Origin of the sequence: Fonticella tunisiensis (genome assembly GCF_004364155.1) — a bacterium.
Classification (GTDB): Bacteria; Bacillota; Clostridia; order Clostridiales; family Caloramatoraceae; genus Fonticella; species Fonticella tunisiensis.
On the sequence record NZ_SOAZ01000010.1, the window covers coordinates 21,231 to 45,035 of the forward strand.

A 23,805-nucleotide genomic window follows, 5' to 3' on the forward strand; every position below is an offset into this window, starting at 1 on the left:
AAAGAATATTTTAATTATTCATTCCCCATTTTAAAGCCCCTCTGTCTAAGTGCCTCGTATAGGAGCACTGCGGCAGAAGTTGAAAGGTTTAGGGATTCAACCCTTTTATCCATTGGTATGTATACAGTTTCATCACACATGGCCATTTTCCCCTTTGAAAGCCCAGTAGCTTCATTACCAAACACAAAAACAGTAGGTCTGGTGTAATCTATTTCTGTATAGAGGTATTTTGCATAGGGGGAGGTTCCAATTATTTGTTTGTCTTCTGATTTTAATTTTTTAATCAGCCCTTCAAAATCTTCAACATATTCTATTTCTGTAATTTCTTCATATCCTACTGCTGATAGCCTTGCCTTTCTATTTGTATGTTTTATACTGTTTCCTGTGAAATAAATTTTAGAATTTGTTGCACAGGCAAGTCTAATGATTACGCCTACATTAATAGGTTTTTTTATGTTGTCCAGTATAATCTCCAATTAAAAAAACCTCCTTATCTTTTGTTTTAAATTTCTATAATGGTATAATCAATGTTACATTAAAAAACAACTCTGTTAACTTCCTGTTGAGTTCTTTGTTTATTATTTCTTTTTTTCTCCAAAATAACCTATAACTATTATTAAAAAGCCTTTGTATCTGATTCAATAGCTAATTAAACTTCATTTTATCCCTCCATCTATGCTTTATAATATATTATAAAGCATAAAAAATTTTTTAACATCAAAAAATCAAGGTTAACGCATTACGCTAGTTTTATTTTCAAAAAACGCTTTAATAAAAAATATATTTCGCTCGCAATTACGTTTACACACAGAGGTCTATTGCTAGCTAAAACAGTTCGCTTCATATATTTTTTATCACAGCGCCTAACTGTATATTTTTCTGCTTTTATTCCAATTGGCTTTTCAGAGTAGCTCTGCATGAAACAAAATTCACCACAATATTATGAAAAAAGTTTATAAATTAATCCGCTTTTCAGTTCAAGAACTAAAGCAGAGATAAAAAATATATGCAGGTGGCATTTTAGCGAGCAATTAGAAGTTCTTGGCACACAGAATGAAGCAGAGCCTTAGAATGGTTCGTGGTGTTTGAGCGAGAGGGAGTTCACAAACCTTCTTATGCTGTGCGAATTCGGTGCCTTAGAACTTCTTTGCGAAGCGTAGCAGCGACCGAAATATATTTTTTATCGCAACGCAATCTGTAAATTTATCTAGCACAACAAGTAAAACTGGTAAAAAGCTTTAGTTTAAACGAATGCAAAATAAAGCTTACAACCCTTCCTTCTGGATTGTAAGCTCATTGACACTATAGATTTTTTACCTTGAAACCTTTTTTTTCTATTACATATTTTATCTTGTCCTCAACAACCTGATTTTGATCAAAATAAACGTTTACACTGCCGTCTTCATAGTTTACATCTACATCTTCAATGCCTCTCATACCAACAATAGCACTTCTTATTTCTTTGGCTGAAGCCTCATCATGCATGGATGGAACCTTAAAAGAATATTCTTTCATGTTCATCCCTCCTGCATTTATCTTTTGCTCTTTTATATCATAATATCCTCACCGGGTCGAAGTTAATTATGTCAGCGGAGGTACATATATACTGTATTTCATTGTATATGCCATTTATACATATGTCCCTGGAATCATAATGTATATGGCCATATATAACCTTCTCGACGGGATATGTAGAAAGAAGATTTAAAAACTCTTCACTTCTGCTTATTTTTGTCACAGGAGGATAATGCAGCATAACTATAAGCTTGTTCTTTCCTTGCTTCAATGCATCATCCATTGACATTTTAAGCCTTAAAATTTCTCTCTTATATATCTTCTCATCGTGTTCCTCCTGGCCATCGATGTTAACCCATCCCCGGGTTCCGCAAATACCATAATCCATATACCCATAGGAGGTATTTTGAATAAAATACATATCATTATATAGAGAATTTAATTTCTTTATTGAACCCCACCAATAGTCGTGATTTCCCTTAATAAATATTTTTTTACCATTAAGATTATGTATAAATTCCAGATCAGGCAGTGCTTCATCAAGCTTCATAGCCCATGAAATATCCCCGGCTATTAGCACTACATCTTCCTCAGAAATTTTATTATTCCAGTTTCCCATTATCCTTATATGATGTTCCTTCCATCTATCTCCAAAAACATCCATAGGTTTGTTAGTTCCTAGAGAAAAATGAAGGTCCGATATTGCAAACAATGCCATTTTATCACATCCTGTATTTTTATTCCTTCACTTTATTTTATTATATTTTTACCGATAATTTAATAGGTGATGTCTATGTACATAAAAAATATTGAGCAGCTCAGTAATAAAAGCTTCTCATCTTCCTTAAATCTATCTCCAGGCGGTACAATATACGGAAAAGTTATTTTCTCATGTGATGGCAGAGAATATTTAAGGTTGTTTAACGGTACCATACTGCCTGTAGAATTTGCTTCAAAAAACAATATTGTGATGGATAAATATATTAAATACAGAATTGAACAGGTTAAAAATGATATCATAATTATAAAAGCCCTCTCAACAAACATAGAAGAAAAAAACATCTTAAAGCATTCATACAACCACATTCTTCAAAAACTAAATATACCATACGCGGAAGGAAAGGGCATAATAGATAGCCTTATAAAATTTAATCTACCTGCGACCGATGAAAATATTTTAAAATATACAAAAATATTTCATTCATAAACAGGCTCAGAGATATTTCAAGGGATGATATTATATCCTTACTAAAGAACTATAATCTTGATAAGGAGAATTTCAGTACAGTAATGAATATTATCTCATCCCTTAAAGAAATGGATACAGATTTTCTTGCTTTTCTCATTGAAAACAATATACCATATAATATAGATAAAATGTTAATGGTTCAAAATCACATAAAATATAATTTTTCTATTAATGATATTCTGGAATTGATAAATATTTCTCTCAGAAAAAATGGTAGAGAAAATACAAGTGATGATTCAAGTAGCAAAAGTTTTCTTATAAACAAAAAGGAGCTATTTAACGAATATGAGATTGATCTTGCTAAAGAAATTATAAGTAAAATTCCTTATGATGAATTAAAAAAACTAATTGATGATGTTGACGTATTAAATCATTTGAAGGATAACTACATAATCTATAATTTCAATACATTACACAAAGATAGTGTTTTTAAACATAAAATATTAATTAAAAATAAATATAAAAATTCCAGGTCCATAGATATAAACGATATAAAACTCTTTATATCAGTCCAGACGCCAAACATTGGCCTCATAGAAGGATATATCACTAAAAAACACGACGATATATCCATTCTCTTTAAAGTTGAACAGAAGTTTTTAAAGGTTTTTGAAAAAGATATCGATATTTTAAAGAATACTTTAATTCAAAAAGGATATAACCCTATTAGTTTATCCGTTGAAAAAATCGTGATACCCAGTAATATAGTTAATCTTTCATCATTTTTTAACAGTAATTCTACAAAGGAATTGGATGTGATGGTGTGAAAAAAAAAGCTGCAGCGTTAAGATATGAGAAAGGCTATATAGCTCCCAAAGTAACTGCTATTGGCTTTGGACATATTGCAGAGAAAATTATTGAAGAGGCCAACAGGAACAACGTGCCTGTAATTTCAAATGAAAAACTGGCTGAAAGCCTGTCATCCCTGACAATAGATCAGGAAATACCTTCTGAATTATACGAGGCCGTTGCTGCAGTCATTGCCTACATATACAGTGTTAATGATAAAGCTAAAACTATTTAAAATTTACTCGAAGGGACTGACAACCATGGATAATGTTAATATAAGTAAAGAATTTCTATATGATAAAACGTATAAATGTCCTGTATGTGAATCATACTTTAAGGCTAAAGCTGTTAGATCAGGAAAGGCACGCCTCATTTCAAAGGATTCAGATTTCATGCCGAGGTACCAGAATATTAACCCACTTTACTATGATGTTATTATATGCCCTAAATGTGGATACGGAGCATTAATTAAATATTTTGATAAGATTAAAAGCTCCCAGTGTCAACTTATAAGAGAAAAAGTAACTTCTAAATTTAAGCCAAGGATATACCCCGACGTCTATGATGTTGATATAGCAATTGAAAGGCATAAGCTTGCACTGGTAAATACCATTGTTAAAAACGCAAGGGTGAGCGAAGAGGCTTATACATGCCTTAAAATAGCGTGGTTATACAGAATCAAAGGGGATAACTTAAATGAATTAAAATTTTTAATGCAGTCCTTAACAAAATTTAAGGAGGCATATGAAAAGGAACCTCATCCTATATGCGGTATGAACACCTTTACACTAACCTATCTTATTGGCGAACTTGAAAGAAGGTGCGGCAATAACGAGAATGCCCTTCAATGGTTTGGAAAGGTTATAGTAAATCCTGGAGTTAATTCAAGATTAAAGGAGCTTGCAAGGGATCAAAAGGATTTAATAAAAGAAAATACCTTAAATAGAGACAAATAAAAGGACTTCAAAGAGCCCTTTTATTCTAAAAAAAATTAAATTGACGATGTTACTGCACTAATAAATGCACTACATGCAATTAATGCAATTACAAATAGTGCCAGAGATATTATGCTGAGCACAACCCCCGTGGTTGCCATTCCAGCACCTCCAAGAGTTCCATTTGATTCATTGATTTTCTTCTTTGCATTGATTCCAAGTATTAGTCCTACGATTGCACAGGCAAGCCCTACCCAGTAAAGTCCTGGAATGATTGAAAGAACAATTGCTACAATCCCAAGTACCATTGATGCAATAGCGGTTCCTTCATTTTTCATGGTTAACCCTCCCACCCAGTAATTTAATTAAAATACCCTTAGGTATTTTTAAACTTTTTATTAATACATTATTAATTTATTATAACGACTGGATTTATATGACAATTTTTTTAAAGATCCTGATTGAAAAGTTATCTTCAGGTAAAGGTTTAAACTAACATACCTCTAAAGAAATATGAAGCACCATCAAACTCAAATGTTTTAATGGTACTTCATATTGATTGTCAAATTATTATTATATAAACAGACTCATATTCGATTGTTCGGCTTCTCCAAGGAAGGTTGCAACTCCACCAATTTCCACTCCATCAATTAGCTCTTCCTTCTTAATCCCCATAACATCCATGGACATCGAACATGCCACAAGCCTAACTCCGTTTTCCTTTGCCTGTTTAATAAGCTCTTCCAGTGAGGATATATTCTTCCTCCTCATTATTCCTCTTATCATTCTAGGTCCTATACCTCCCATATTCATCTTTGACAGCCTTAGCTTTTTGCTTCCCCTTGGCATCATTCTGCCAAACATTCTTTCTATAAAATTCTTGTTAACCTTTGGAGCAACATCCTTTCTCAGAATATTTAATCCCCAGAAGGTAAAGAACATAGTGACGGGCCTTCCCATAGCAGCAGCTCCGTTTGCAATGATAAATGAAGCTATTGCCTTATCGAGGTCACCGCTGAAAACCACCATTGTTTTTCCTTGAGGAAGCTCAACATATGCAGATGGTTGTAATGTTGAACATCTGTTTGAGGTAAGGCTTCCTGAATCACTATCCTTTCTTATATATGCAACAAAGTCACAGGAGGTTTTTTCAACTCCTATCAATGTGTTTCCCGTCCTCTGACACCAAGACTTAATGTCATTTGAAAAGGCAGGATCTGTTACGTGTACTTCAAGGACGTCTCCCACATTTATTTTTTCAATTTCTTTATATACCTTCATGATGGGTCCAGGGCACTGAAGTCCACAGGCATCAACCTTCACTGTTTTGACGTTTGGGTTTATTTCAGACTTTTTTTTACTTTCCTTATAATCTGGCTTTTCCATATGTGTCATCTCATCATTCATCTTTACACCTTCACCATAATGAAAGTTTACCGCCTGATATATATCGTATCCTCCACTGAGATTATAAACGTCAAATCCTTTTTGCGCCAGTATCCTGTAAGCTATATATCCTCTAAGTCCTACTTTACAGTAAACAAGAACTTTCCTATCCTTTGGGATTTCTCTTATTCTCCTTCTTAAATCATCCACAGGTATATTTACGGCTCCCTCAATATGCCCGCCTTCATATTCTATATCTGTCCTTACATCAACTATGAAGAAGCCTTCTTTCTTAATTTCATCCAGTTCATCCCAGTGTTTTATCTTCATATCCCCTCGGAGGATATTTGAAGCTGTAAATCCCGCCATATTTACAGGGTCCTTTGCGGATGAATATGGAGGAGCATAGGCCAGTTCAAGCTCTTCAAGATCATACACTGTAAGTCCATGCCTTATGGCCGTTGCAAGAACATCTATACGTTTATCCACTCCATCCCTTCCGACTATTTGAGCCCCAAGAAGCTTACCATCCTCAGACGAGAACAGTATCTTAATCGTCATGATAAATGCTCCCGGGTAGTAACTGGCATGCGAACCTGAGTGGGTATAGGATTTAATGTATGGTATTCCGGCCCTCTTCAGCGCCTTTTCATTGTTTCCTGTAGATGCAGCAGTTAGATCAAATACCTTTAATATTGAAGTGCCCTGTGAACCTTTATACTTGACGTTTCTTCCACATATATTGTCAGCTGCTATTCTTCCCTGCTTATTTGCAGGACCTGCAAGAGGTATAGTGTTGCTTGTTCCGTTAACAAAATCCTTAAATTCTATCGCGTCTCCAACTGCATATATCGAAGGATCGGAGGTTTTTAAGGTTTCATCCACCTTAATTCCACCTCTTTCTCCTATTTCAAGTCCTGCTTCCCTGGCAAGCTTTATTTCCGGCCTTACACCTATTGACATTATAACCATATCAACGTCGAGGGTCTTTCCACTCTTTAATGTAATTTTAATGTTTTCATTTCCTTCAAACTTTGTAACTGCATCTCCTGTTATAATTGACACACCATTGTCAACCAAGTGTTTTTCTAGAATTTTTGCCATCTCCACATCAAATGGTCCCATTATCTGTTCCATTGCTTCAATAATTGTAACATCCAAGCCAGCATCCTTAAGATTTTCAGCCATTTCAACACCTATAAAACCTGCTCCTATAACGGCAGCTTTCTTTGGCTTTTTATTATCAATAAAAGACTTTATAGCATCTAAATCCGTCATATTTCTTAAGGTAAATATGCCATCCCTGTTTACCCCTTCAATAGGCGGGACAAATGGTGCTGCTCCCGGTGATAAAATTATATAATCATATTTTTCTCTATACACTTTTCCATCAGCAGATAAAACTTCTACCTCTTTAGCTTCTCTATCAATCTTAGTAACCTCTGTTTTTACCCTTATATCAATATTAAATCTCGCTTCCATTCCCTCTTCAGTTTGAACAAGAAGCTTTTCTCTATCATCTATAGTACCTCCAATATAATATGGAAGACCACAATTTGCAAAGGATATATATTCTCCTCTTTCAAACATGATAATTTCAACTGTTTCATCAAGCCTCCTGAGCCTTGCTGCTGCACTGGCCCCTCCAGCTACCCCACCTATGATAATGACCCTTTTTCCCATAAGCTCATCTCCTTATATATTTATATTACAATATTCAAATTCTACAATTTAATGATATGACAAATATTACACAATGTCAATATACCCTGTATAGGTATTTAAATTTATTTTTATTTACAACATCTTTTATTGACTTATAAATCAGTTTTAGTATATCCTTAATTATGTTATTTATAAAACGAGGTGGTTATATGATAAGAGAAATAGAAGCTGTTATATTCGATATGGATGGAACATTAATAGATTCTATGTGGGTCTGGAAACAGGTGGATATCGATTTTTTAAAGAGAAGGGGCATAGAGCTTCCATCTGACCTTCAAAAGTCAATTGAAGGCCTCAGTTTTACTGAGACAGCTATATACTTTAAAAACAGGTTCAACCTTCATGAATCCATAGATGAAATAAAGCAGGAATGGACTGATATGGTAAGGGAATACTATACCTCAGTAATTGAGGCTAAAAGAGGTGTTAAAGAATTTTTGAACTATCTTAAGAAAAAGGGCTATAAAATAGGAATGGCAACAAGCAATTACATGGAGCTGGTTGAAGCAGTGCTTAAAAGAAACGATATTTATAAATACTTTGATGTTATAGTTACAACATGCGAAGTACCCAGGGATAAATCATTTCCAGATGTATTTATTGAAACTGCCAAAAGGCTAAATGTATCTCCTGAAAAATGCCTTGTTTTCGAAGATACACCTTCGGCTATATTAGGTGCAAGGGCAGCCGGCATGAAGGTTATAGGCGTATATGACTGCCATGGCACATGTGCTCCAAAGGAACTTCAGGAGATTGCAGAACATATCATCGAGGATTTTAACGATATCGTTGAACATATGAACATATAAAGACAGGCAATGCCTGTCTTTATATGTTCATATACCTTTCAAGGTATGGATTGATGTTTAGCGTTTCCTTGAGCCTTTTGTATTCCTCTATAGCCTTATGATTTTTGTCAGCTACCTTGACGGCCCTTATAAGAATGTTTTTCGGAGTTTCAAGGGGGGATATATATTCTACTACCGAAACCCTGTATCCCTGCGTTTCCAGAAGAAGAGATCTTATTCCATCGGTAAGCAAATCTGCAAATCTTGCCCTTAATATCCCATGCTTTAATATTGGCTGAAGTTCATCGAACCTGTATTGGCTTAAAAGCTCTCTGTGGCAGCAGGGCACACACATAATAGCTCTTGCATTAACACGAACAGCCTGGCCAAGGGCCATATCAGTTGCTATATCGCAGGCATGGAGGCTTATTACTATATCTATCCTTCTGTCAGGTTTATACTCGTTTAAATCTCCTTCTATGAATTCCATATTTCTATAACCCAGATTTCTTGCCATTTTTCTCGATGCATCAATTACGTTTTTAGAGCGATCAATTCCTATAAAATAGCAATTTTTCTTCTTTTTCTCTTTTATGTAATAGTTCAGCACAAACGTCAGATACGATTTACCGCAGGCACAGTCCAGTATGTTTATGGTGTCTACGTCTGATATTTCATCAATCATTGAATCTATAAGCTCCACGAAATGATCTATCTGATTATACTTTCTTATCATATCGTTTTTAATCTTGCCATCCTTTGTAAGAATACCAATTTCCTTAAGAAGCTCATTTGCCTCCCCAACCTTTACATAATACTCCCTCTTTAAAATTTTAGAGGTTGAAGTTACATGGTCACTCATTTCTTCATCCACTCTGTCAACCTGCCTGGTTTTTACATTTTTATTATCTGCATTCAGTATTGTAGCCCTGCCCCTTTCCTCTAAAATAAATTCAAGGGATTCATAATTCAAAGCTTCCCCTGCGATAAAATCCGGAACTTCATCAACTTCCAACTTTACATTCCTGCCATTAAAATTTAATATACTTTCTTCAGCCTCATATTCGCCTTCATAAACCTTAAGTCCCGACTTAAACTTAAAATTAATTGATTTTATGAAATCCCTGTTCTCTTTTATTCTAGAAATTAGCCCCCAGAGCATAAATTTAATCTTGTCACACGTCTGCTTATTCATACTTCGTCTCCTTCCTGATTTGCTGCAAGCATATTATAACATAAAAAAATTAAATGGGGGATTCGCTCCCCCATAATATATTAAACTGCAATATATTCCGCTTCAATGTCCTTCAAAGCTTCACTCCTGCCTTTAACCCCGAGTATAAGCTTTATACCATAGTCATCGCTTACTTTTTTTGCGAAGCTTAAGAATTTAAACAAAGCTTCACGATCTTCATTTAAAATGCTGGTAAGGTTATCAATCAAAATAACTTCAATATCATAATCCTGGGAAATCACACCGAAGATAAAACCCGTAAAAGAATCATAGGATGAAATGGGGAACTGAGAGGTATCAATAAGACGAACCAATGGACTGAGTTCAAAAATGCCTTCTGAATTATTACTGATGTAAACAAGATGACCCTTTGACTGCTGGGAAAGCTCGTTTGCAATAGAAAAGAGCTTTTTGGTCTTTCCGGCTCCTTTTTCACCGGCTAATACCTGAATCATTTTAATCACCCCATTTTGTTTATTGTACCTTATTATAAGAGTACTATATTCAGAATTTTTTTTCAACTAAAATCCGTACAATATTTTCCTCTCTTTTAGTAGTATTTACCTGTATATTCTTTTTATTCACCTTTATATATAAAAATATAATTATTTTTCAACGTTTCCATATAAGTTAAATATAAAAGCAGAGGAACAGCATTTCGACTTATTCCCCTGCTTCTATATTACTATTCGAGCTCCTCTGACGGAATTATATAAAATTTTCTATCCGGAAGCTTACTTTTTAATTCATAAATTATCCCCGCATCCTTACAATCTTTTGGAGGTTCGCCCAGTATAATATGATCTATTTTTTTGTCCTTTGCAAAATCTATAATCGCCCCGCTTACGTCCTTTGATCTCAATACAGTCATGTCAGCTCCTACTTCCTTTGATTTGTCAAAAAGGTACTCAAGAGCTTCTGCTTCTTTATGATTCCCAAGAAAATTTACTCCATCCCTGGCAACATGAATAACGAAAAGCTCTCCATTTATTTTCTCCTTCAAAATAGCCCCTCTTTTTATAAGACGTCCACATGTTTTTTGTTGTGTAACACAAACCATAATATTGCCTGTATTATTCACACCTATTACCCCTTTCTGGGTATATTATTTCATCTATATTATACTTTATCTTTCTCTTACAGTTACATATTTTATCAGATAATTATACCTTTTACAAATTAATAAATTATGTCTAAAAACCTGCTTTACTATATAAAGTATTGTTTATAGTAAATTCGTGTTTTAAAAAGCGAAGGCCTAACTCCATACTCCACTTCATCTCATCTCTCAATTATTACATCCTCAAACTTTGTCCTGCCAAGGGGGCTTAAATTCATTCCAAGTATGTTTTCTCTTACTGCTTGAGTCCATCTGTATTTCCACATGCTTTGACATATTGTTTATGGTTCCAATTAGATTTTCGGTAGCAAATATCGTATCTTCAACTTTCCTTGATATCTTGTCCACAATACACTTCTGATTATGCTTTAGCAGCCCAAGATGCTCTTTTTTAGTGTCTGCAGCATCTATAGACACGGCTGTTTCTTCCTGATTCTGTATTTGTTTAAGTTTCTTATTTTTCCATATAAGCATATAACCCCTCCCCAAAAATATTATTGTTTACACATCGAACATATTTGAGTTTTATTAACGGACAAATATATTTTTCTTGATAAAAAATTATTAATATTATTTTACCAGATTTGACTTAAAATTTAAAATATTGATTTTAAACCCCATTGTTTTATGCAATTTTTTATTTCAAAATATATAATATAAATGTAAGAGCAATGATAGATAAGGTGAAACATTTGGATACACAAAAAGTATTACTGCTTCTATCCCGAGATGAGGGCCCTAAACTTGATTTCAAGCTAAAATTAAATATAGAAACCGAAGGCAGCAAAAAGGAGCTGGCAAAGGATATATGTGCAATTGCCAACTCCCGGGGAGGAAGAGGATATATTTTATTTGGCGTAGAGGATAAAACCAAAAAACTAGTAGGCATCAACAGACATGAGTTTCTTGAGGAACAAATACAACAGATTGTAAGTACAAGGCTGGATCCTCCTGTTCCGATTTCAGTATCAATAGCAAACATTCACGGTAAGGATATAGGAATTATAACAATATATAATACTGATCAAAAATCTCATCAGATGAGGGAAAATGGTGCTTTTTATACAAGACGAGGCTCCACTACGGATATAATGCACAAGGAAGAAATTGCTTCGATGCTTCAGGAAACGGGCCTTTTAAGCTATGAACTCCTTCCTGTCGTAAGAGCATCAAAAATGGACCTGGATTTTGACAAAATAAAAAAATTCCTTATAAAATCAGGGCTATCATCGGAAGTAGATGATTCCATACTTTTAAATTCAGGGATAATTTCTATGGAAAAGGACTCTAGCGAATTTCATCCAACATGTGGAGGAATTCTTCTTTTTGGAAATCAACCTCAAAATTTTTTACCCCATTCCATAATCAAGATCATAAACATGATAAATAATGACCTTCCCAGGCATTTTATAGCTAAGGGCACTATATTGGATATGCTGAATGATTCTATTGAATTTATAAAAAACTGTATAAATGAAATTATTGACTTTCCCATTGAAATCATGGAGGATCTTCTTGGAAAAGCTGTCATACACAGGGACTATTTTGATATAAACAATTCCATTGAGATTTATCTCGGCAATGATAAATTTGAAATAACAAACCCAGGAGCCGCAGGAAAAAATGAAATCACAAACAGAAACAGGTATATAAGGAGGAATATGTGGCTTTACCTTAAATTGCTGACCATCGACATAAGCAACAGGTATTTCCATAAATCCATAAACCTTTCAAAGCTTATAAAAAAATACGGAAAAATTAAATATTTCAATATACCCTCTAAAAATATTTTTAAAGTTGTGATTAAACCTAAACTTAAAATAAAGAAGTAGAGTTTGGCCTTTCGCCAACTCGAATATACAATTACTGTAAAAAAGGGTGGACGTAAAAAACCACCCCTTCAACTTATTTCTTAATCTCATTGTAAATTCTTTTGATTTCTCCTTCATGAAAGCTTATTATCTCATTCAGTGTATCTTCCATAGGCTGATATTCCTCTGTGTATTCAAATTTAATGCACCATACGGGATTGAATTCATCCTCTACTTCTTCAATATCGTATCCTTTATCGGCAATATATTTCATATTATAATTATCGAATATCTCATTATACTCGTTGTCGTCTACATCCCTGTCGGTAGTTAAAAAAAGATTAACTATACCATCTTCAACATATGCCTTATATACAAATTCAAGCCCTCTTTCAATTTGATAACTTCCAAGTTCATTTGTCAGCATTCCGTCTTCCTTCTCCATGAGTACAAGGCTGGATGCCTCCATAAAATACCTCCTTTTCCAGACTTATTTTTCTTTAAATCCCCTAAATTACTCTTATAAAATATTTGTGCTTTAAAAGAATAGATCAAAACTAAAACTCTATCTTTTCTTCAATATACTTTACAAGCTCATCTATAGGAATTCTCACCTGCTCCATAGAATCCCTTTCCCTCACTGTAACCATATTGTCATTTACAGAGTCAAAGTCATAGGTTACGCAGAAAGGAGTGCCTATTTCGTCCTGTCTCCTATATCGCTTTCCTATGCTTCCGGTTTCATCATAGTCAACCATAAACTTCTTTGACAGCATGCCATATACCCTCTGAGCGCCTTCGGAAAGCTTCTTGGAAAGAGGGAGAACCGCTGCCTTAAATGGTGCAAGTGCAGGATGAAGCCTTAAAACTGTTCTCACGTCCCCGCCTTCAAGGTCCTCTTCGTCATATGCATCAACGAGAAATGCAAGTGCAACTCTGTCCGCACCAACTGAAGGCTCTATACAGTATGGTACAACCTTTTCATTTGTTTGGGGATCAAGATATACAAGCTCCTCACCGGAATGCTTAATATGCTGTTTTAAATCAAAGTCTGTCCTGTCTGCTATTCCCCAGAGCTCACCCCATCCAAAGGGGAAGTTATATTCTATATCTGTAGTAGCATTGCTATAGTGGGAAAGCTCTTCCTTCTCATGATCCCTCAGTCTTATATTTTCTTCCTTCAAACCAAGTTTTAAAAGCCAATCCCTGCAAAAGTTTTTCCAGTAGTTAAACCATTCCAGGTCTTCACCTGGCTTACAGAAAAACTCAAGCTCCATCTGCTCAAATTCCCTGGTTCTAAAGGTGAAGTTTCCTGGTGTAATTTCGTTTCTAAAGGATTTTCCTATCTGGGCTATACCAAATGGAAGTTTCTTTCTTGATGTTCTGAGTACATTTTTAAAGTTTACAAATATACCCTGGGCAGTTTCGGGTCTTAGGTATACAAGGGCCTTTGAATCCTCGGTAACACCCTGATAGGTTTTAAACATCAGGTTAAACTTCCTTATATCGGTAAAGTTCTGACTGCCACATTCAGGACATTTAATGTTATGCTCCCTAATATAGTCGAGCATCTTCTCATTATTCCAGCCATCTACCCCCGCTACTTCAATTCCATGCTCGTGCATATAATCCTCTATCAGCTTATCAGCTCTAAATCTTGATTTACACTCTTTGCAGTCCATAAGAGGGTCGCTGAAACCTCCAACATGCCCGGATGCAACCCATACCTCAGGGTTCATTAAAATTGCACAGTCCACACCAACATTATACGGTGATTCCTGCACGAACTTTTTCCACCATGCCCTCTTTACATTATTCTTAAATTCAACGCCTAAGGGACCATAATCCCAGGTATTTGCAAGACCTCCATATATTTCAGAGCCCGGAAATATAAAACCTCTACTTTTACATAAGGATACTATCTTATCCATTGTTTTCTCAACAGCCATATTCAAACCTCCTTATACAAATATAAAAAACCCTTCATCCCGTAAAGGGACGAAAGGTTTACTTCCGCGGTTCCACCCTTATTGGCTTAAAGCCCTCTTTTATTAAAGTGCTCCGAGACGCCCTTCACTGAGATTCAATACCGGATTCCCACCATCACCGGCTCTCTTAAATTGAACTTGTCAGCTACTCCTTCTCATCACTGCACTCATATTAACTTTTAATGATAATAATACCAAATTATAAGTATTTGTCAAGCATCAACTATTGTTTTTTAGGCCGCATCCCGTGCACCCCCTTCGGCTCCCGCATCCCCCTCCGCAACCTGAGGTAACTGATCTGAGTGACTTTATTATAAAACCTTCCTTTGGATTTGTTACATAATCGATGCTTATTCCATCTGAATACCTTGGCATATATTCACTATCAGTTATAAACTGAATTCCGTTAACCTCTGTAATTTCATCTCCCTCCCTTATATAGTCAAATGCAATTCCAAATCTTGCACCTGAGCAAAATGCTCTTTCAACGTATATCCTTAAAACCGGAACTTCATTGTGAAGTTCAACGACCTCTTTAATCTTTCTTTCAGCCAAAGCCGTAACCTTAAATTCCACAGCATGCCCCCCTTATTAATCTATGGTAATGTATAGTATACCCCTTCAAAGCCATGTAATCAACCGATGGTATTAAATTTTATTTGTAAGATAATATGTTTTTTTGATATACTTATTTTACTATACAATTAAAAGGGTGATGAAAGTGATTCGTCTCTGGGGAAAGATTATTAAAGATAACAAGATAATGGAGCAGCAAGAATATACCTGCTCTGAAGAAATGAACTATCAGCAGCAGCTTAAAAGATGCATTACAGAAATATGCTATAAACTTGATATTCAAAAACCCTACTGGCTTCCTAAGAACCTTGAGGAATACAACAAATATAAAAAAACCTCCTTCTATCAGGATAACTTCATAGAAGAAATAGATTTTGATCGATTTGAAATAATTGTCCTGGAGGAAAAATAAAGGTGTAGAATCTCTTTGAATTCTACACCTTTAATGCTATCTTCCAAGCCTTCTTTCAAGTTCCTCCCTCTGTGCCTCAAAGCCCGGCTTTCCAAGAAGTGCAAACATGTTCTTCTTATATGCTTCAACTCCAGGCTGATCAAATGGATTAACACCATTTAGGTGGCCGCTAATACCGCATGCCTTTTCAAACATATATACAAGCTTACCAAAGTAGAATGGGTTCATTTCAGGTACGTTTATTATAATATTTGGAACTCCTCCATCGTTGTGTGCTAGAACAGTTCCTTCCATAGCCTTTTTGTTTACGAAGTCCATTGTCTTTCCAGCAAGGAAATTAAGACCATCTATGTTGTCCTTATCCTCTTTTATTTCAACATCATATCTAACCTTCTCTATATTAATAACGGTTTCAAAGATATTTCTCATACCCTCCTGTATATACTGTCCCATAGAGTGGAGGTCTGTTGAGAAATCAACTGCTGCAGGGAAAATTCCCTTATTGTCCTTTCCTTCGCTCTCTCCGTAAAGCTGCTTCCACCATTCTGCAAAATAATGCATAGATGGTTCATAGTTAACAAGTATTTCTGTTGTCTTGCCCTTTCTATAAAGTATGTTCCTTACTGCTGCATATGTATAGGCTGTATTCTTTAGTACATCGATTGTGGAATACTCCTCCATGCCGCTTTGAGCACCCTTCATCATCTCAACTATATCTACTCCGCTGACAGCAATAGGAAGAAGCCCAACAGCCGTTAAAACTGAATATCTTCCTCCAACGTCATCCGGTATAACAAATGTTTCATATCCTTCTGCATCTGCAAGCTTCTTTAAAGCACCCTTTGCCCTATCAGTGGTAGCGTATATTCTTTCTCTTGTCCCGTCTTTTCCGTATTTGTTTTCCATGTAATCCTTGAATATCCTGAAAGCTATTGCCGGCTCTGTGGTTGTTCCTGACTTGGATATTACGTTTACCGAAATATCCTTTCCCTCTATAAGAGTTAATAAATCCCTCATATATACAGGGCTTATGTTGTTTCCAACGAAGTATATTTCAGGAGTCTTTCTCTTATCCTTTGGAAGTATATTATAGAAATTGTGATTCAAAGCTTCTATGGCTGCTCTAGCCCCTAGGTATGACCCTCCTATACCTATAACAATAAGAACGTCTGAATTGGATTTAATTTTATCTGCTGCCTTTAATATTCTTTCAAACTCATCCTTATCATAATTTACAGGCAAATCTATCCATCCTAAAAAATCGCTTCCAGGCCCAGTTTTGTTATGTAGCTTTTCATGTGCATCAGTTATTTGTCCCTGAAGATACTTGATTTCATGTTCATTCATAAAATCCAGCACTTTTGAGTAGTCTATTGTTATATTTGCCATAACATACCCTCCAATCATTTCTATAATTCATATTCCATTTTATATTATATATCTTAACACTACAATAACAAAAAAGGTAAAATATTTAAACAAAATAAAAATATTTGTTTTATATACTATATATCATTTGCATAGGCAACAATAATATGCCTATTATTTCTATACAAATTACAAATATCTAGTAATAATATACAATTGAATAATCATAATAACTGGAATACCTATAATAAATTTTAAATGTTTGGTTTTATGTCTAAAACAGTACATTCCAGCAAGTATTCCAAGACTTCCTAATAATACAGCTAAAATAACTAGGGTGTTTTCTGATATTCTCCACCTGTTTTTTATTGCCTTCTGCTTGTCTATATACATGATAACAAATGCAATAATATTTACAAGTAATAAATAATAAACAAATATGTTCATGCTCATTCTCCTTTTAAAAAATTCATTTCAAATCAATTATAATTTTGTTATAGATGGGAATAACTATAATAGAAATTTTAAGGAGGTATGCACATGGTAAAAATCGGATTAAAGGCACCGGACTTTACTCTTGAAAGCACCAAGGGTAAAATATCCCTTAAGGATTACCTTGGAAAATACATTGTACTATTCTTCTATCCACTGGACTTTACGCCGGTTTGAAGTACCGAGGTACCAGAATTTAACCGTAGGTTAAAGGAATTTGAAAAATACAATGCAGCGGTACTTGGTGTAAGCACTGACAGCGTACCAACACATCAAGCATGGGCTAAATCACTTGGTGGAGTTGATTATCCCCTCATTGCAGACTATAACAAAACCCTTGCAAGAGAATATGGCGTTTTACTGGAAGAGCCCGGCATTGCACTCAGAGGAACTTTTATAATAGATCCTGAGGGTATTGTTCAATATATAAATATTAACAATACAAATGTAGGAAGAAATGTAAACGAGTATCTAAGAATTCTTGCAGCCCTTCAAACAAAGCATGCATGTCCTGTAAACTGGGAAGAGGGTAATCCTACACTATAATGAAAATGGCTTGCATTTACAAGCCATTTTCATATATTTAAACCACTTTGATATGCAATATTTAATATATTATCATCTATACTTTCAGTATTTCTATCAATTCCTGCAGCTATAATCCTGCCTACCGTATTTATTCCGTAGCTGTTGAATATGTTTATAACTTCATCTGCAACCCTTCTATAGGCATCCTCCCTCTGATGAGATTGAGTTAAAATAAGTACAGATCTCTTTCCGGAAGGTAGGTTTAAATCATAATGTCCCTTTGAAAAAGCAAACATTCTCTCCAAGAAGCTTTTTCCAATTCCTGTTATGTAACCCATATAAATCGGTGATGCAAACAATATAACATCTGCATCATATATATCCCTGTATATCACCTGCATATCATCTCTCTGGACACATCCTTTTTCGCTTTTACACCCATAGCAACCCATACATCCATTAATCTTCATATTAGCGACTTTGTATTTGTCTATGCTTACTTCCTTATGCCCATCCCTTACTCCGCGCAGAAACTCATCAACTAAAATATCACAACTCCCGCCAACCCTCGGGCTGCAGGAAACGGCAACAACCTTCATAAAATAATCACCCCATTTATAAATTTACCCATTTTTTATATTATAGCACGGGCATGGTAATTTTACTATTATAAAAAACACTAAATTAACCGTTTGCTTCCAAATGCTTTATAATAACGGCTGCCGTGTCCTCTATGGCTCTATTTGTAATGTCTATAACCTTGCATCTGAGCTTTTTCATAGTCTTATCAGCATACTCAAACTCCGTTAATATCCTTTCCGTATTTGCATATTCTATTCCTCCAAGGCCTCCTATCCTTGATATTCTATTTTGCCTTATTTCTATAAGCCTCACTGGATCTATTGTCAGCCCTATTATCTTTTTCCTGTCTATTTCAAAAAGCTCCTTTGGAATGGGAACCTCCGGCACCAGAGGAACGTTGGCAGCCTTTATGCCCTTATTTGCAAGATAAACGCTAAGGGGGGTCTTTGAGGTCCTTGAAAGCCCTATCAAAACTACATCAGCATTTTTTATACCCCTGTCGTCCTTGCTGTCATCATATTTTATTGCAAACTCCATAGCTTCTATCTTTTTATAATAATCTTCATCAAGCTTTCTTACTGCACCTGGCTTAAAGCTTGGAGTTTCACCAGTAATTCGTGCAATAGAACTTATACAGGGTCCAAGTATGTTAACAATGTGAATACCCCTTTCCACCGCCATCTGCATAAGAAAGTCCCTGATGTCAGCCATGACTATTGTTGAAATAATCATGTTATCTTTACCCTGGATTGAATTAATAAAGTTTAAGACCTCTTCTCTATCCTTTAAATAGGGAACTCTCTTAATCTTTATATCCTGATTAAACTGGCTTACTGCCGCTTTTGCAACCTGTTCAGCCGTCTCACCAATTGAGTCTGAAACTGCGTAAATTATCACTTTTATCATCTCCTCTGCTGAAACCTGATGCAACTATTATAGAACATATCATGTGTGATTTAAAACGTTTTTTTACTATCTATACTCTATTTTTATTTGTATAAATTAATTACTATTTTTTCCGATATCGATATTAAACTTACCATAATTTCATCTCGATATGAACTAGAACCACCATTTTTTATTATAAATCATTAGAATATTTAATCGTTGATATTCTCCCTCGAAGATATAATCATCCTATCTATGATAGATTATAACCATTAACCGTGTAATTAAACTTATATCATATAAAATAAGTAAATCATTGAATGAAATATATTATTTTATCGCAGTATCTTTTAGCTACTGGTCTAAAAAATAGAACAGGGACTTACCCCCTGTTCTATTTTTCAACGTACCATTTTTTAAGAAATTTTTCTGCACTTCTATATCCTGAATTAAATAGTATTCTGCTTCTTTCTTTCGTAATATCGAATTCAGTCGTTTTTATTCCCATTGTTGGAATCGGTATAGTCCTTATAAAATCCCTCTTTCTTATATATCTTTCATCGTCCTTTTCTATCATAGTGCTTATTATATCAAGCCCATAGGAAATAACATCGGTTTTTCCAAGTGACGTAAAGCTCGTATCAGGTTCAACAAGCTTAAAACCCAGTGTAGGCATGCTAACAGTTTTTCCTTCGTCAAATATCCATATAGGATAGAGGCTGAGTATTCCACCATCAACAATATAGCTTGTTCCATATTTATAACGAAGTTTTATCGGTTTAAAGTAAAAAGGTATGGCCGTGCTCATTCTTACTGCCCTTGCGATAGGAAATTCTCCTCCGTTTATGCCATAATCTTTAAGGTCATCGGGAATAACAAGCATCTTTTTTCGAGTTATATCTGAGGCTATAATTTTTAATAAGGATTTATTCTTAAACATTATATGTTTGAATTTCGTTTTCCCCTTTGCATCCAGAAGTTTTTGCAGCCATTTTTCAAAAAAATCACCGCTATATAACCCCTTTTCCAGTAAAAAGCCAAGGGATTTTCCTATAAGGGGAAGGGACTGCAATCCATCCCTGTCCTGAAACTTTCGATAATCTAAGCTCATCAATATGTTTTTTATTTCATTTCCACTATATCCTGCTGCAAGCAAAGCTGCAATAGTTGCCCCTGCTGACGTTCCTGCAAAACAGTTCCACGTAAATCCATTATCCTCCAGACAACATACAGCACCTACAAGACCAATTCCTTTTACTCCACCACCTTCAAATACGGCATTAACCTTCATCATCATCCCTCCATGAATCTCTTATATAGATTATGGAGGGATGAGCAAAATTGTGAAAACCACTAAAAGCCCCTATATTCTTCAAGTGCCTTTACAAGAAGTTCAATAGCTCCATTAACATCTTTTATATCAACCATTTCCTGTGGACTGTGAATATATCTGGTTGGAATTGATATTGCACCTGTTGGCACCCCCGCCCTTGATACATGTATTTCAGCCCCATCAGTTGCGCCACCCTCAAGAACCTCAAGCTGGTACTTGATGTTGTGATTTTTTGCGATATCTATAAGGAAATTCTTAACTTTTGGATGGCTTATCATACCTCTGTCCATAATCTTAATTGCAGCGCCCTCCCCAAGTTTAAGGGCCATGGGATGGCAGTTAGGCGTATCTCCTGTATCAGTTACATCAATTACTATTGCACAGTCAGGTTCGATGGCATAGGCTGAGGTTGCTGCACCGCTTAAATAACTTTCTTCTTGAACAGTGAATACGAAGTATACATCGGCATGTGTTTCCTTTAACCTCTTTGCGGCTTCTATAGCAGCATAACATCCAACTCTGTCATCAAGAGCTCCTGTGGATATTCTGTCTCCATTTACAACGAAGTTTGACTTAAACACGCCAAAATCTCCTATGTTAACTCTCTGAAGAGCCTCCTCCTTGCTGGAAGCTCCTATATCTATATACATATCTCCAAGCTTTACATCCTTTATTTCCTTCTTCTCTTCCCTTGAAACTATACCCTCTACTCCATTTTTAAATACAACTGTCTGGGATACTGAAGTGTAGGGGCTTACATAGCCAATATCAGTAAACCTCAAAAATCCATTTTTGTCTATGCTGGTTACCATAACTCCTATCTGATCCATATGAGCTGAAACCATTATTTTCCCAATTCCTTTGCCTTTTTTAATTGCAATTACGTTGCCAAGCCTGTCTCTTCTTATCTGGTCCACATAATTCTTTATTTCGCCTATTATAACCTCCGCTATTTCATCTTCATTTCCTGATGGCCCAAAGGCTTCTGTTAATTTCTTTAAAAGTTCCATTATAAATCCTCCTCCTCAAGGCTCCTTAATACAAGTTTTACCAGGTTAATGGTGTTTTCATAATCCTCTTTATTGATCATGCTTATAGGCGAATGGATATATCTTGTTGGGACTGAAATGGTGGCAGTTAAACATCCTTCCTTTGTCCTGTGTATCCTCCCAGCATCATTTCCTCCAAACTTACCTCTTCTATACTGATATGGTATATTATTTTTTTCAGCTATCTCGACTATTCTTTTTAAAAGCTTTCCATTTGCTGAGGATGTCCTATCCATCAATGATATTGCCGGTCCTTCTCCTGGAGTTGTAACGTAATCCTTTTCGTCCTTTGCTATATCTGCACAGGTTGTGCCTTCAAAAATAAGTGCTATTTCAGGCTCTATTGCAAAGGCCGCAACTCCAGCGCCCCTAAGGCCAACCTCTTCCTGAACAGTAAAGGTACCGTAAATGTCAAGATTAAAATCATCCTTAAGCATCTCGGTGACAACAGCGCATCCAACTCTGTCATCGAGTGCTTTGGCTTTTATGTATTTTCCCATATCCACATACTGACTTTCAAATGTTGCATAGTCTCCAGGCTTTACATACTTCTGTACCTCATCCTTACTTGTTGCACCTATATCTATAAAAAGTTCCTTTATGTCAACGGGTGAATTCCTTTCAGAAGGACTTTGAAGATGTATTGGCTTTGATCCTATAACGCCAACTGTTTTGGTCCTTCCAAAAACAACTCTTTTTGATATTAAAATTCTTGGGTCTATCCCTCCAACTGGCCTAAATATTATTCTGCCGTCATCCTTAATTTTTGTTACTATAAACCCAACCTCATCCATATGGGCTGCAAGCATTACCCTTTTTCCATTTCCCTTTTTGTGCACTATGAGATTTCCAAGCTTATCCACTCTGGTTTCCCCTAATTCCTGAACCTTGGATTTTATAATCTCCCTTATTTCCTTTTCACAACCTGATACACCAAAGGCATCGGTATATTCCTTAAGCATCATATACATCCCTCCAATCCTCAAACCAGGATATAAAGTGGGCTAAAAGCTTTCCAGCCTTTTCAACATCCTTATAATTTAAAACCTCTGTAGATGTATGCATATATTTAACAGGAATTGAAACAAGCAACGTAGGTATCCCTTCCCTTACAGTCTGTATATTCCATGCGTCAGTTCCCGTATGTCCCGGTGCTACGTCTAAAAAATATGGAATGTTGTTCTCATCTGCAATTGCTCTTAGCCTATCCGAAAGCTCAGGATGTATATTAGGTCCAACTGTTATTTCAATACCCTTTCCACACTCGGATGTAATGTTGTCGCTTGCATATTTGTCCCCAAATGTAACATCTATTGCTATTGCAATGTCGGGATTTATCTCATATGTAGGTGGAATAACTCCTCCAAAGCCGGTTTCTTCATTGGTTGATGAAACAAAATAGACGTCTGCGGAGTGCCTCATCTTCTGGAGATATTTTGCACATTCAAACAGTGAGCAAATGCCAGCCCTGTCATCCAGTGCTTTACCCGTAATGTAATCGCCAAGAAGCTTTGTGCAGTTTATTTTTATGGTTATAAAATCTCCAACTGTTACAAGTTCTGAAATTTCTTCCTTAGTCATTCCTGCATCGATTACCATGTCATCCATTGAGATAGCCTTTTTCATATCTTCAGCTGAGAGTACATGCGGCGGCTTTGCACCAATTACGCCATAAACCTCCCTTTTTCCATGTATAATTACCTCCTGTGCCGGAAGAGTCTTAGGATCAACACCTGCTACCCTTGTAAAATGTACAAATCCCCTTTCATCGATATCCTTAACAATTAATCCTATTTCGTCTGCATGGGCCTGAACCATTATTTTATACTTTCCGTTTGAGGTTCCTCTTTTTATTGCAGTAAAGTCCCCCAGTTTACCGATTTTTATTTCATCGGTGTATTTTTTAAAGTATTCTGAGAGTATATTATGTAGATTGTGTTCATTTCCGGATATGCCAAAACTGTCGCTTAACTTAGAAAGCAGTTCCCTTCCTTCCATCTAATACCCTCCTTTTTATCAGATAACATAATTATACCA

Annotated in this window: 28 protein-coding genes and 1 other annotated feature; of the genes, 8 read left to right on the plus strand and 20 right to left on the minus strand. The window is 35.6% G+C overall.

Annotation, left to right across the window (positions count from 1 at the left end):
• Positions 1 to 14: 14 nt before the first annotated feature.
• The 3 genes from EDD71_RS07270 to EDD71_RS07280 form a co-directional block, all read right to left on the minus strand.
• A complete protein-coding gene (locus EDD71_RS07270) occupies positions 15 to 476 on the minus strand; it encodes a TrmH family RNA methyltransferase (RefSeq protein ID WP_133628086.1) in 462 nt (153 codons plus the stop codon).
• Positions 477 to 1,302: 826 nt separating this feature from the next.
• Entirely contained in the window at positions 1,303 to 1,515 is a 213-nt protein-coding gene (locus EDD71_RS07275) for a heavy-metal-associated domain-containing protein (protein WP_166636386.1), read from the minus strand.
• 37 nt (positions 1,516 to 1,552) lie between these two features.
• Positions 1,553 to 2,233: a metallophosphoesterase gene (locus tag EDD71_RS07280; protein WP_133628088.1), complete on the minus strand. Its 681-nt coding sequence runs from the start codon at positions 2,231 to 2,233 to the stop codon at positions 1,553 to 1,555.
• A 75-nt stretch (positions 2,234 to 2,308) separates the two neighbouring features.
• Between EDD71_RS07280 and EDD71_RS07285 the strand changes: the two genes are divergently transcribed.
• From EDD71_RS07285 to EDD71_RS07300, 4 genes are all read left to right on the plus strand, one after another.
• The gene (locus EDD71_RS07285; RefSeq protein WP_133628089.1) at positions 2,309 to 2,722 is read left to right on the plus strand and encodes a hypothetical protein; all 414 of its coding nucleotides are present in this window, start codon (positions 2,309 to 2,311) and stop codon (positions 2,720 to 2,722) included.
• Between the two features lie 83 nt (positions 2,723 to 2,805).
• Positions 2,806 to 3,531 carry a hypothetical protein gene (locus EDD71_RS07290; protein ID WP_133628090.1) on the plus strand — a complete coding sequence of 242 codons (726 nt, stop codon included), beginning with the start codon at positions 2,806 to 2,808 and terminating at the stop codon, positions 3,529 to 3,531.
• Positions 3,528 to 3,788 (plus strand): EscU/YscU/HrcU family type III secretion system export apparatus switch protein, encoded by a 261-nt coding sequence (locus EDD71_RS07295; protein ID WP_133628091.1) that lies wholly within the window; start codon positions 3,528 to 3,530, stop codon positions 3,786 to 3,788. The genes EDD71_RS07290 and EDD71_RS07295 overlap by 4 nt, the downstream gene beginning before the upstream one ends.
• A complete protein-coding gene (locus tag EDD71_RS07300) occupies positions 3,766 to 4,509 on the plus strand; it encodes a DUF2225 domain-containing protein (RefSeq protein WP_133628092.1) in 744 nt (247 codons plus the stop codon). Before EDD71_RS07295 ends, EDD71_RS07300 begins: the two co-directional genes overlap by 23 nt.
• A 35-nt stretch (positions 4,510 to 4,544) precedes the next feature.
• Here EDD71_RS07300 and EDD71_RS07305 read toward each other — a convergent pair whose 3' ends face one another.
• Both EDD71_RS07305 and EDD71_RS07310 read right to left on the minus strand, forming a co-directional pair.
• Positions 4,545 to 4,826: a DUF4190 domain-containing protein gene (locus EDD71_RS07305; RefSeq protein ID WP_133628093.1), complete on the minus strand. Its 282-nt coding sequence runs from the start codon at positions 4,824 to 4,826 to the stop codon at positions 4,545 to 4,547.
• 235 nt (positions 4,827 to 5,061) lie between these two features.
• Complete coding sequence (locus EDD71_RS07310; RefSeq protein WP_133628094.1) at positions 5,062 to 7,557, minus strand: FAD-dependent oxidoreductase; 2,496 nt, start codon at positions 7,555 to 7,557, stop codon at positions 5,062 to 5,064.
• Positions 7,558 to 7,748: 191 nt separating this feature from the next.
• On the opposite strand from EDD71_RS07310, the gene EDD71_RS07315 reads away from it, so the two are divergent.
• Positions 7,749 to 8,408 carry an HAD family hydrolase gene (locus EDD71_RS07315; RefSeq protein WP_207669301.1) on the plus strand — a complete coding sequence of 220 codons (660 nt, stop codon included), beginning with the start codon at positions 7,749 to 7,751 and terminating at the stop codon, positions 8,406 to 8,408.
• Positions 8,409 to 8,427: 19 nt separating this feature from the next.
• On the opposite strand, the gene EDD71_RS07320 is transcribed toward EDD71_RS07315, so the two are convergent.
• The 4 genes from EDD71_RS07320 to EDD71_RS07335 all read right to left on the minus strand — a co-directional run bounded on the left by EDD71_RS07320 (position 8,428) and on the right by EDD71_RS07335 (position 11,215).
• On the minus strand, positions 8,428 to 9,582 hold the full coding sequence (locus EDD71_RS07320) for a class I SAM-dependent methyltransferase (RefSeq protein WP_133628096.1): 1,155 nt from the start codon (positions 9,580 to 9,582) through the stop codon (positions 8,428 to 8,430).
• A gap of 80 nt (positions 9,583 to 9,662) precedes the next feature.
• Positions 9,663 to 10,076: a hypothetical protein gene (locus EDD71_RS07325; RefSeq protein WP_133628097.1), complete on the minus strand. Its 414-nt coding sequence runs from the start codon at positions 10,074 to 10,076 to the stop codon at positions 9,663 to 9,665.
• 230 nt (positions 10,077 to 10,306) lie between these two features.
• Positions 10,307 to 10,702 carry a universal stress protein gene (locus tag EDD71_RS07330; protein ID WP_133628098.1) on the minus strand — a complete coding sequence of 132 codons (396 nt, stop codon included), beginning with the start codon at positions 10,700 to 10,702 and terminating at the stop codon, positions 10,307 to 10,309.
• Between the two features lie 222 nt (positions 10,703 to 10,924).
• Entirely contained in the window at positions 10,925 to 11,215 is a 291-nt protein-coding gene (locus EDD71_RS07335) for a hypothetical protein (RefSeq protein ID WP_133628099.1), read from the minus strand.
• A gap of 218 nt (positions 11,216 to 11,433) precedes the next feature.
• Between EDD71_RS07335 and EDD71_RS07340 the strand changes: the two genes are divergently transcribed.
• Positions 11,434 to 12,573, plus strand: a complete 1,140-nt coding sequence (locus tag EDD71_RS07340) for an AlbA family DNA-binding domain-containing protein (RefSeq protein ID WP_166636387.1) — start codon at positions 11,434 to 11,436, stop codon at positions 12,571 to 12,573.
• A gap of 73 nt (positions 12,574 to 12,646) precedes the next feature.
• Here the strand turns inward: EDD71_RS07340 and EDD71_RS07345 are convergent, their stop codons facing one another.
• The 3 genes from EDD71_RS07345 to EDD71_RS07355 form a co-directional block, all read right to left on the minus strand.
• Positions 12,647 to 13,021: a DUF6762 family protein gene (locus tag EDD71_RS07345; RefSeq protein WP_133628101.1), complete on the minus strand. Its 375-nt coding sequence runs from the start codon at positions 13,019 to 13,021 to the stop codon at positions 12,647 to 12,649.
• An 88-nt stretch (positions 13,022 to 13,109) separates the two neighbouring features.
• On the minus strand, positions 13,110 to 14,501 hold the full coding sequence (locus EDD71_RS07350) for a glycine--tRNA ligase (RefSeq protein ID WP_133628102.1): 1,392 nt from the start codon (positions 14,499 to 14,501) through the stop codon (positions 13,110 to 13,112).
• Between the two features lie 42 nt (positions 14,502 to 14,543).
• Positions 14,544 to 14,711: a binding site (T-box leader), on the minus strand.
• Between the two features lie 48 nt (positions 14,712 to 14,759).
• Positions 14,760 to 15,116: an iron-sulfur cluster biosynthesis family protein gene (locus tag EDD71_RS07355; RefSeq protein WP_133628103.1), complete on the minus strand. Its 357-nt coding sequence runs from the start codon at positions 15,114 to 15,116 to the stop codon at positions 14,760 to 14,762.
• A 139-nt stretch (positions 15,117 to 15,255) separates the two neighbouring features.
• Between EDD71_RS07355 and EDD71_RS07360 the strand changes: the two genes are divergently transcribed.
• Entirely contained in the window at positions 15,256 to 15,528 is a 273-nt protein-coding gene (locus tag EDD71_RS07360; protein WP_133628171.1) for a hypothetical protein, read from the plus strand.
• Positions 15,529 to 15,564: 36 nt separating this feature from the next.
• Here EDD71_RS07360 and EDD71_RS07365 read toward each other — a convergent pair whose 3' ends face one another.
• Positions 15,565 to 16,917 (minus strand): glucose-6-phosphate isomerase, encoded by a 1,353-nt coding sequence (locus EDD71_RS07365; protein ID WP_133628104.1) that lies wholly within the window; start codon positions 16,915 to 16,917, stop codon positions 15,565 to 15,567.
• 168 nt (positions 16,918 to 17,085) lie between these two features.
• Positions 17,086 to 17,343: a DUF1294 domain-containing protein gene (locus EDD71_RS07370; RefSeq protein ID WP_133628105.1), complete on the minus strand. Its 258-nt coding sequence runs from the start codon at positions 17,341 to 17,343 to the stop codon at positions 17,086 to 17,088.
• A 93-nt stretch (positions 17,344 to 17,436) separates the two neighbouring features.
• Here EDD71_RS07370 and EDD71_RS07375 point away from each other — a divergent pair, with 93 nt between their 5' ends.
• Positions 17,437 to 17,934 carry a peroxiredoxin gene (locus EDD71_RS07375; RefSeq protein ID WP_133628106.1) on the plus strand — a complete coding sequence of 166 codons (498 nt, stop codon included), beginning with the start codon at positions 17,437 to 17,439 and terminating at the stop codon, positions 17,932 to 17,934.
• A 29-nt stretch (positions 17,935 to 17,963) separates the two neighbouring features.
• Here the strand turns inward: EDD71_RS07375 and EDD71_RS07380 are convergent, their stop codons facing one another.
• From EDD71_RS07380 to EDD71_RS07405, 6 genes are all read right to left on the minus strand, one after another.
• Positions 17,964 to 18,515: a flavodoxin family protein gene (locus EDD71_RS07380; protein ID WP_133628107.1), complete on the minus strand. Its 552-nt coding sequence runs from the start codon at positions 18,513 to 18,515 to the stop codon at positions 17,964 to 17,966.
• An 85-nt stretch (positions 18,516 to 18,600) separates the two neighbouring features.
• Entirely contained in the window at positions 18,601 to 19,395 is a 795-nt protein-coding gene (locus EDD71_RS07385; RefSeq protein ID WP_423244807.1) for a pyruvate, water dikinase regulatory protein, read from the minus strand.
• A 385-nt stretch (positions 19,396 to 19,780) separates the two neighbouring features.
• Complete coding sequence (locus tag EDD71_RS07390; protein WP_133628109.1) at positions 19,781 to 20,677, minus strand: patatin-like phospholipase family protein; 897 nt, start codon at positions 20,675 to 20,677, stop codon at positions 19,781 to 19,783.
• 62 nt (positions 20,678 to 20,739) lie between these two features.
• Entirely contained in the window at positions 20,740 to 21,729 is a 990-nt protein-coding gene (locus tag EDD71_RS07395; protein ID WP_133628110.1) for a M42 family metallopeptidase, read from the minus strand.
• Positions 21,729 to 22,733, minus strand: a complete 1,005-nt coding sequence (locus EDD71_RS07400; protein ID WP_133628111.1) for a M42 family metallopeptidase — start codon at positions 22,731 to 22,733, stop codon at positions 21,729 to 21,731. Before EDD71_RS07400 ends, EDD71_RS07395 begins: the two co-directional genes overlap by 1 nt.
• Positions 22,723 to 23,766, minus strand: a complete 1,044-nt coding sequence (locus EDD71_RS07405) for a zinc-binding metallopeptidase family protein (RefSeq protein WP_133628112.1) — start codon at positions 23,764 to 23,766, stop codon at positions 22,723 to 22,725. Before EDD71_RS07405 ends, EDD71_RS07400 begins: the two co-directional genes overlap by 11 nt.
• Positions 23,767 to 23,805 lie beyond the last annotated feature (39 nt).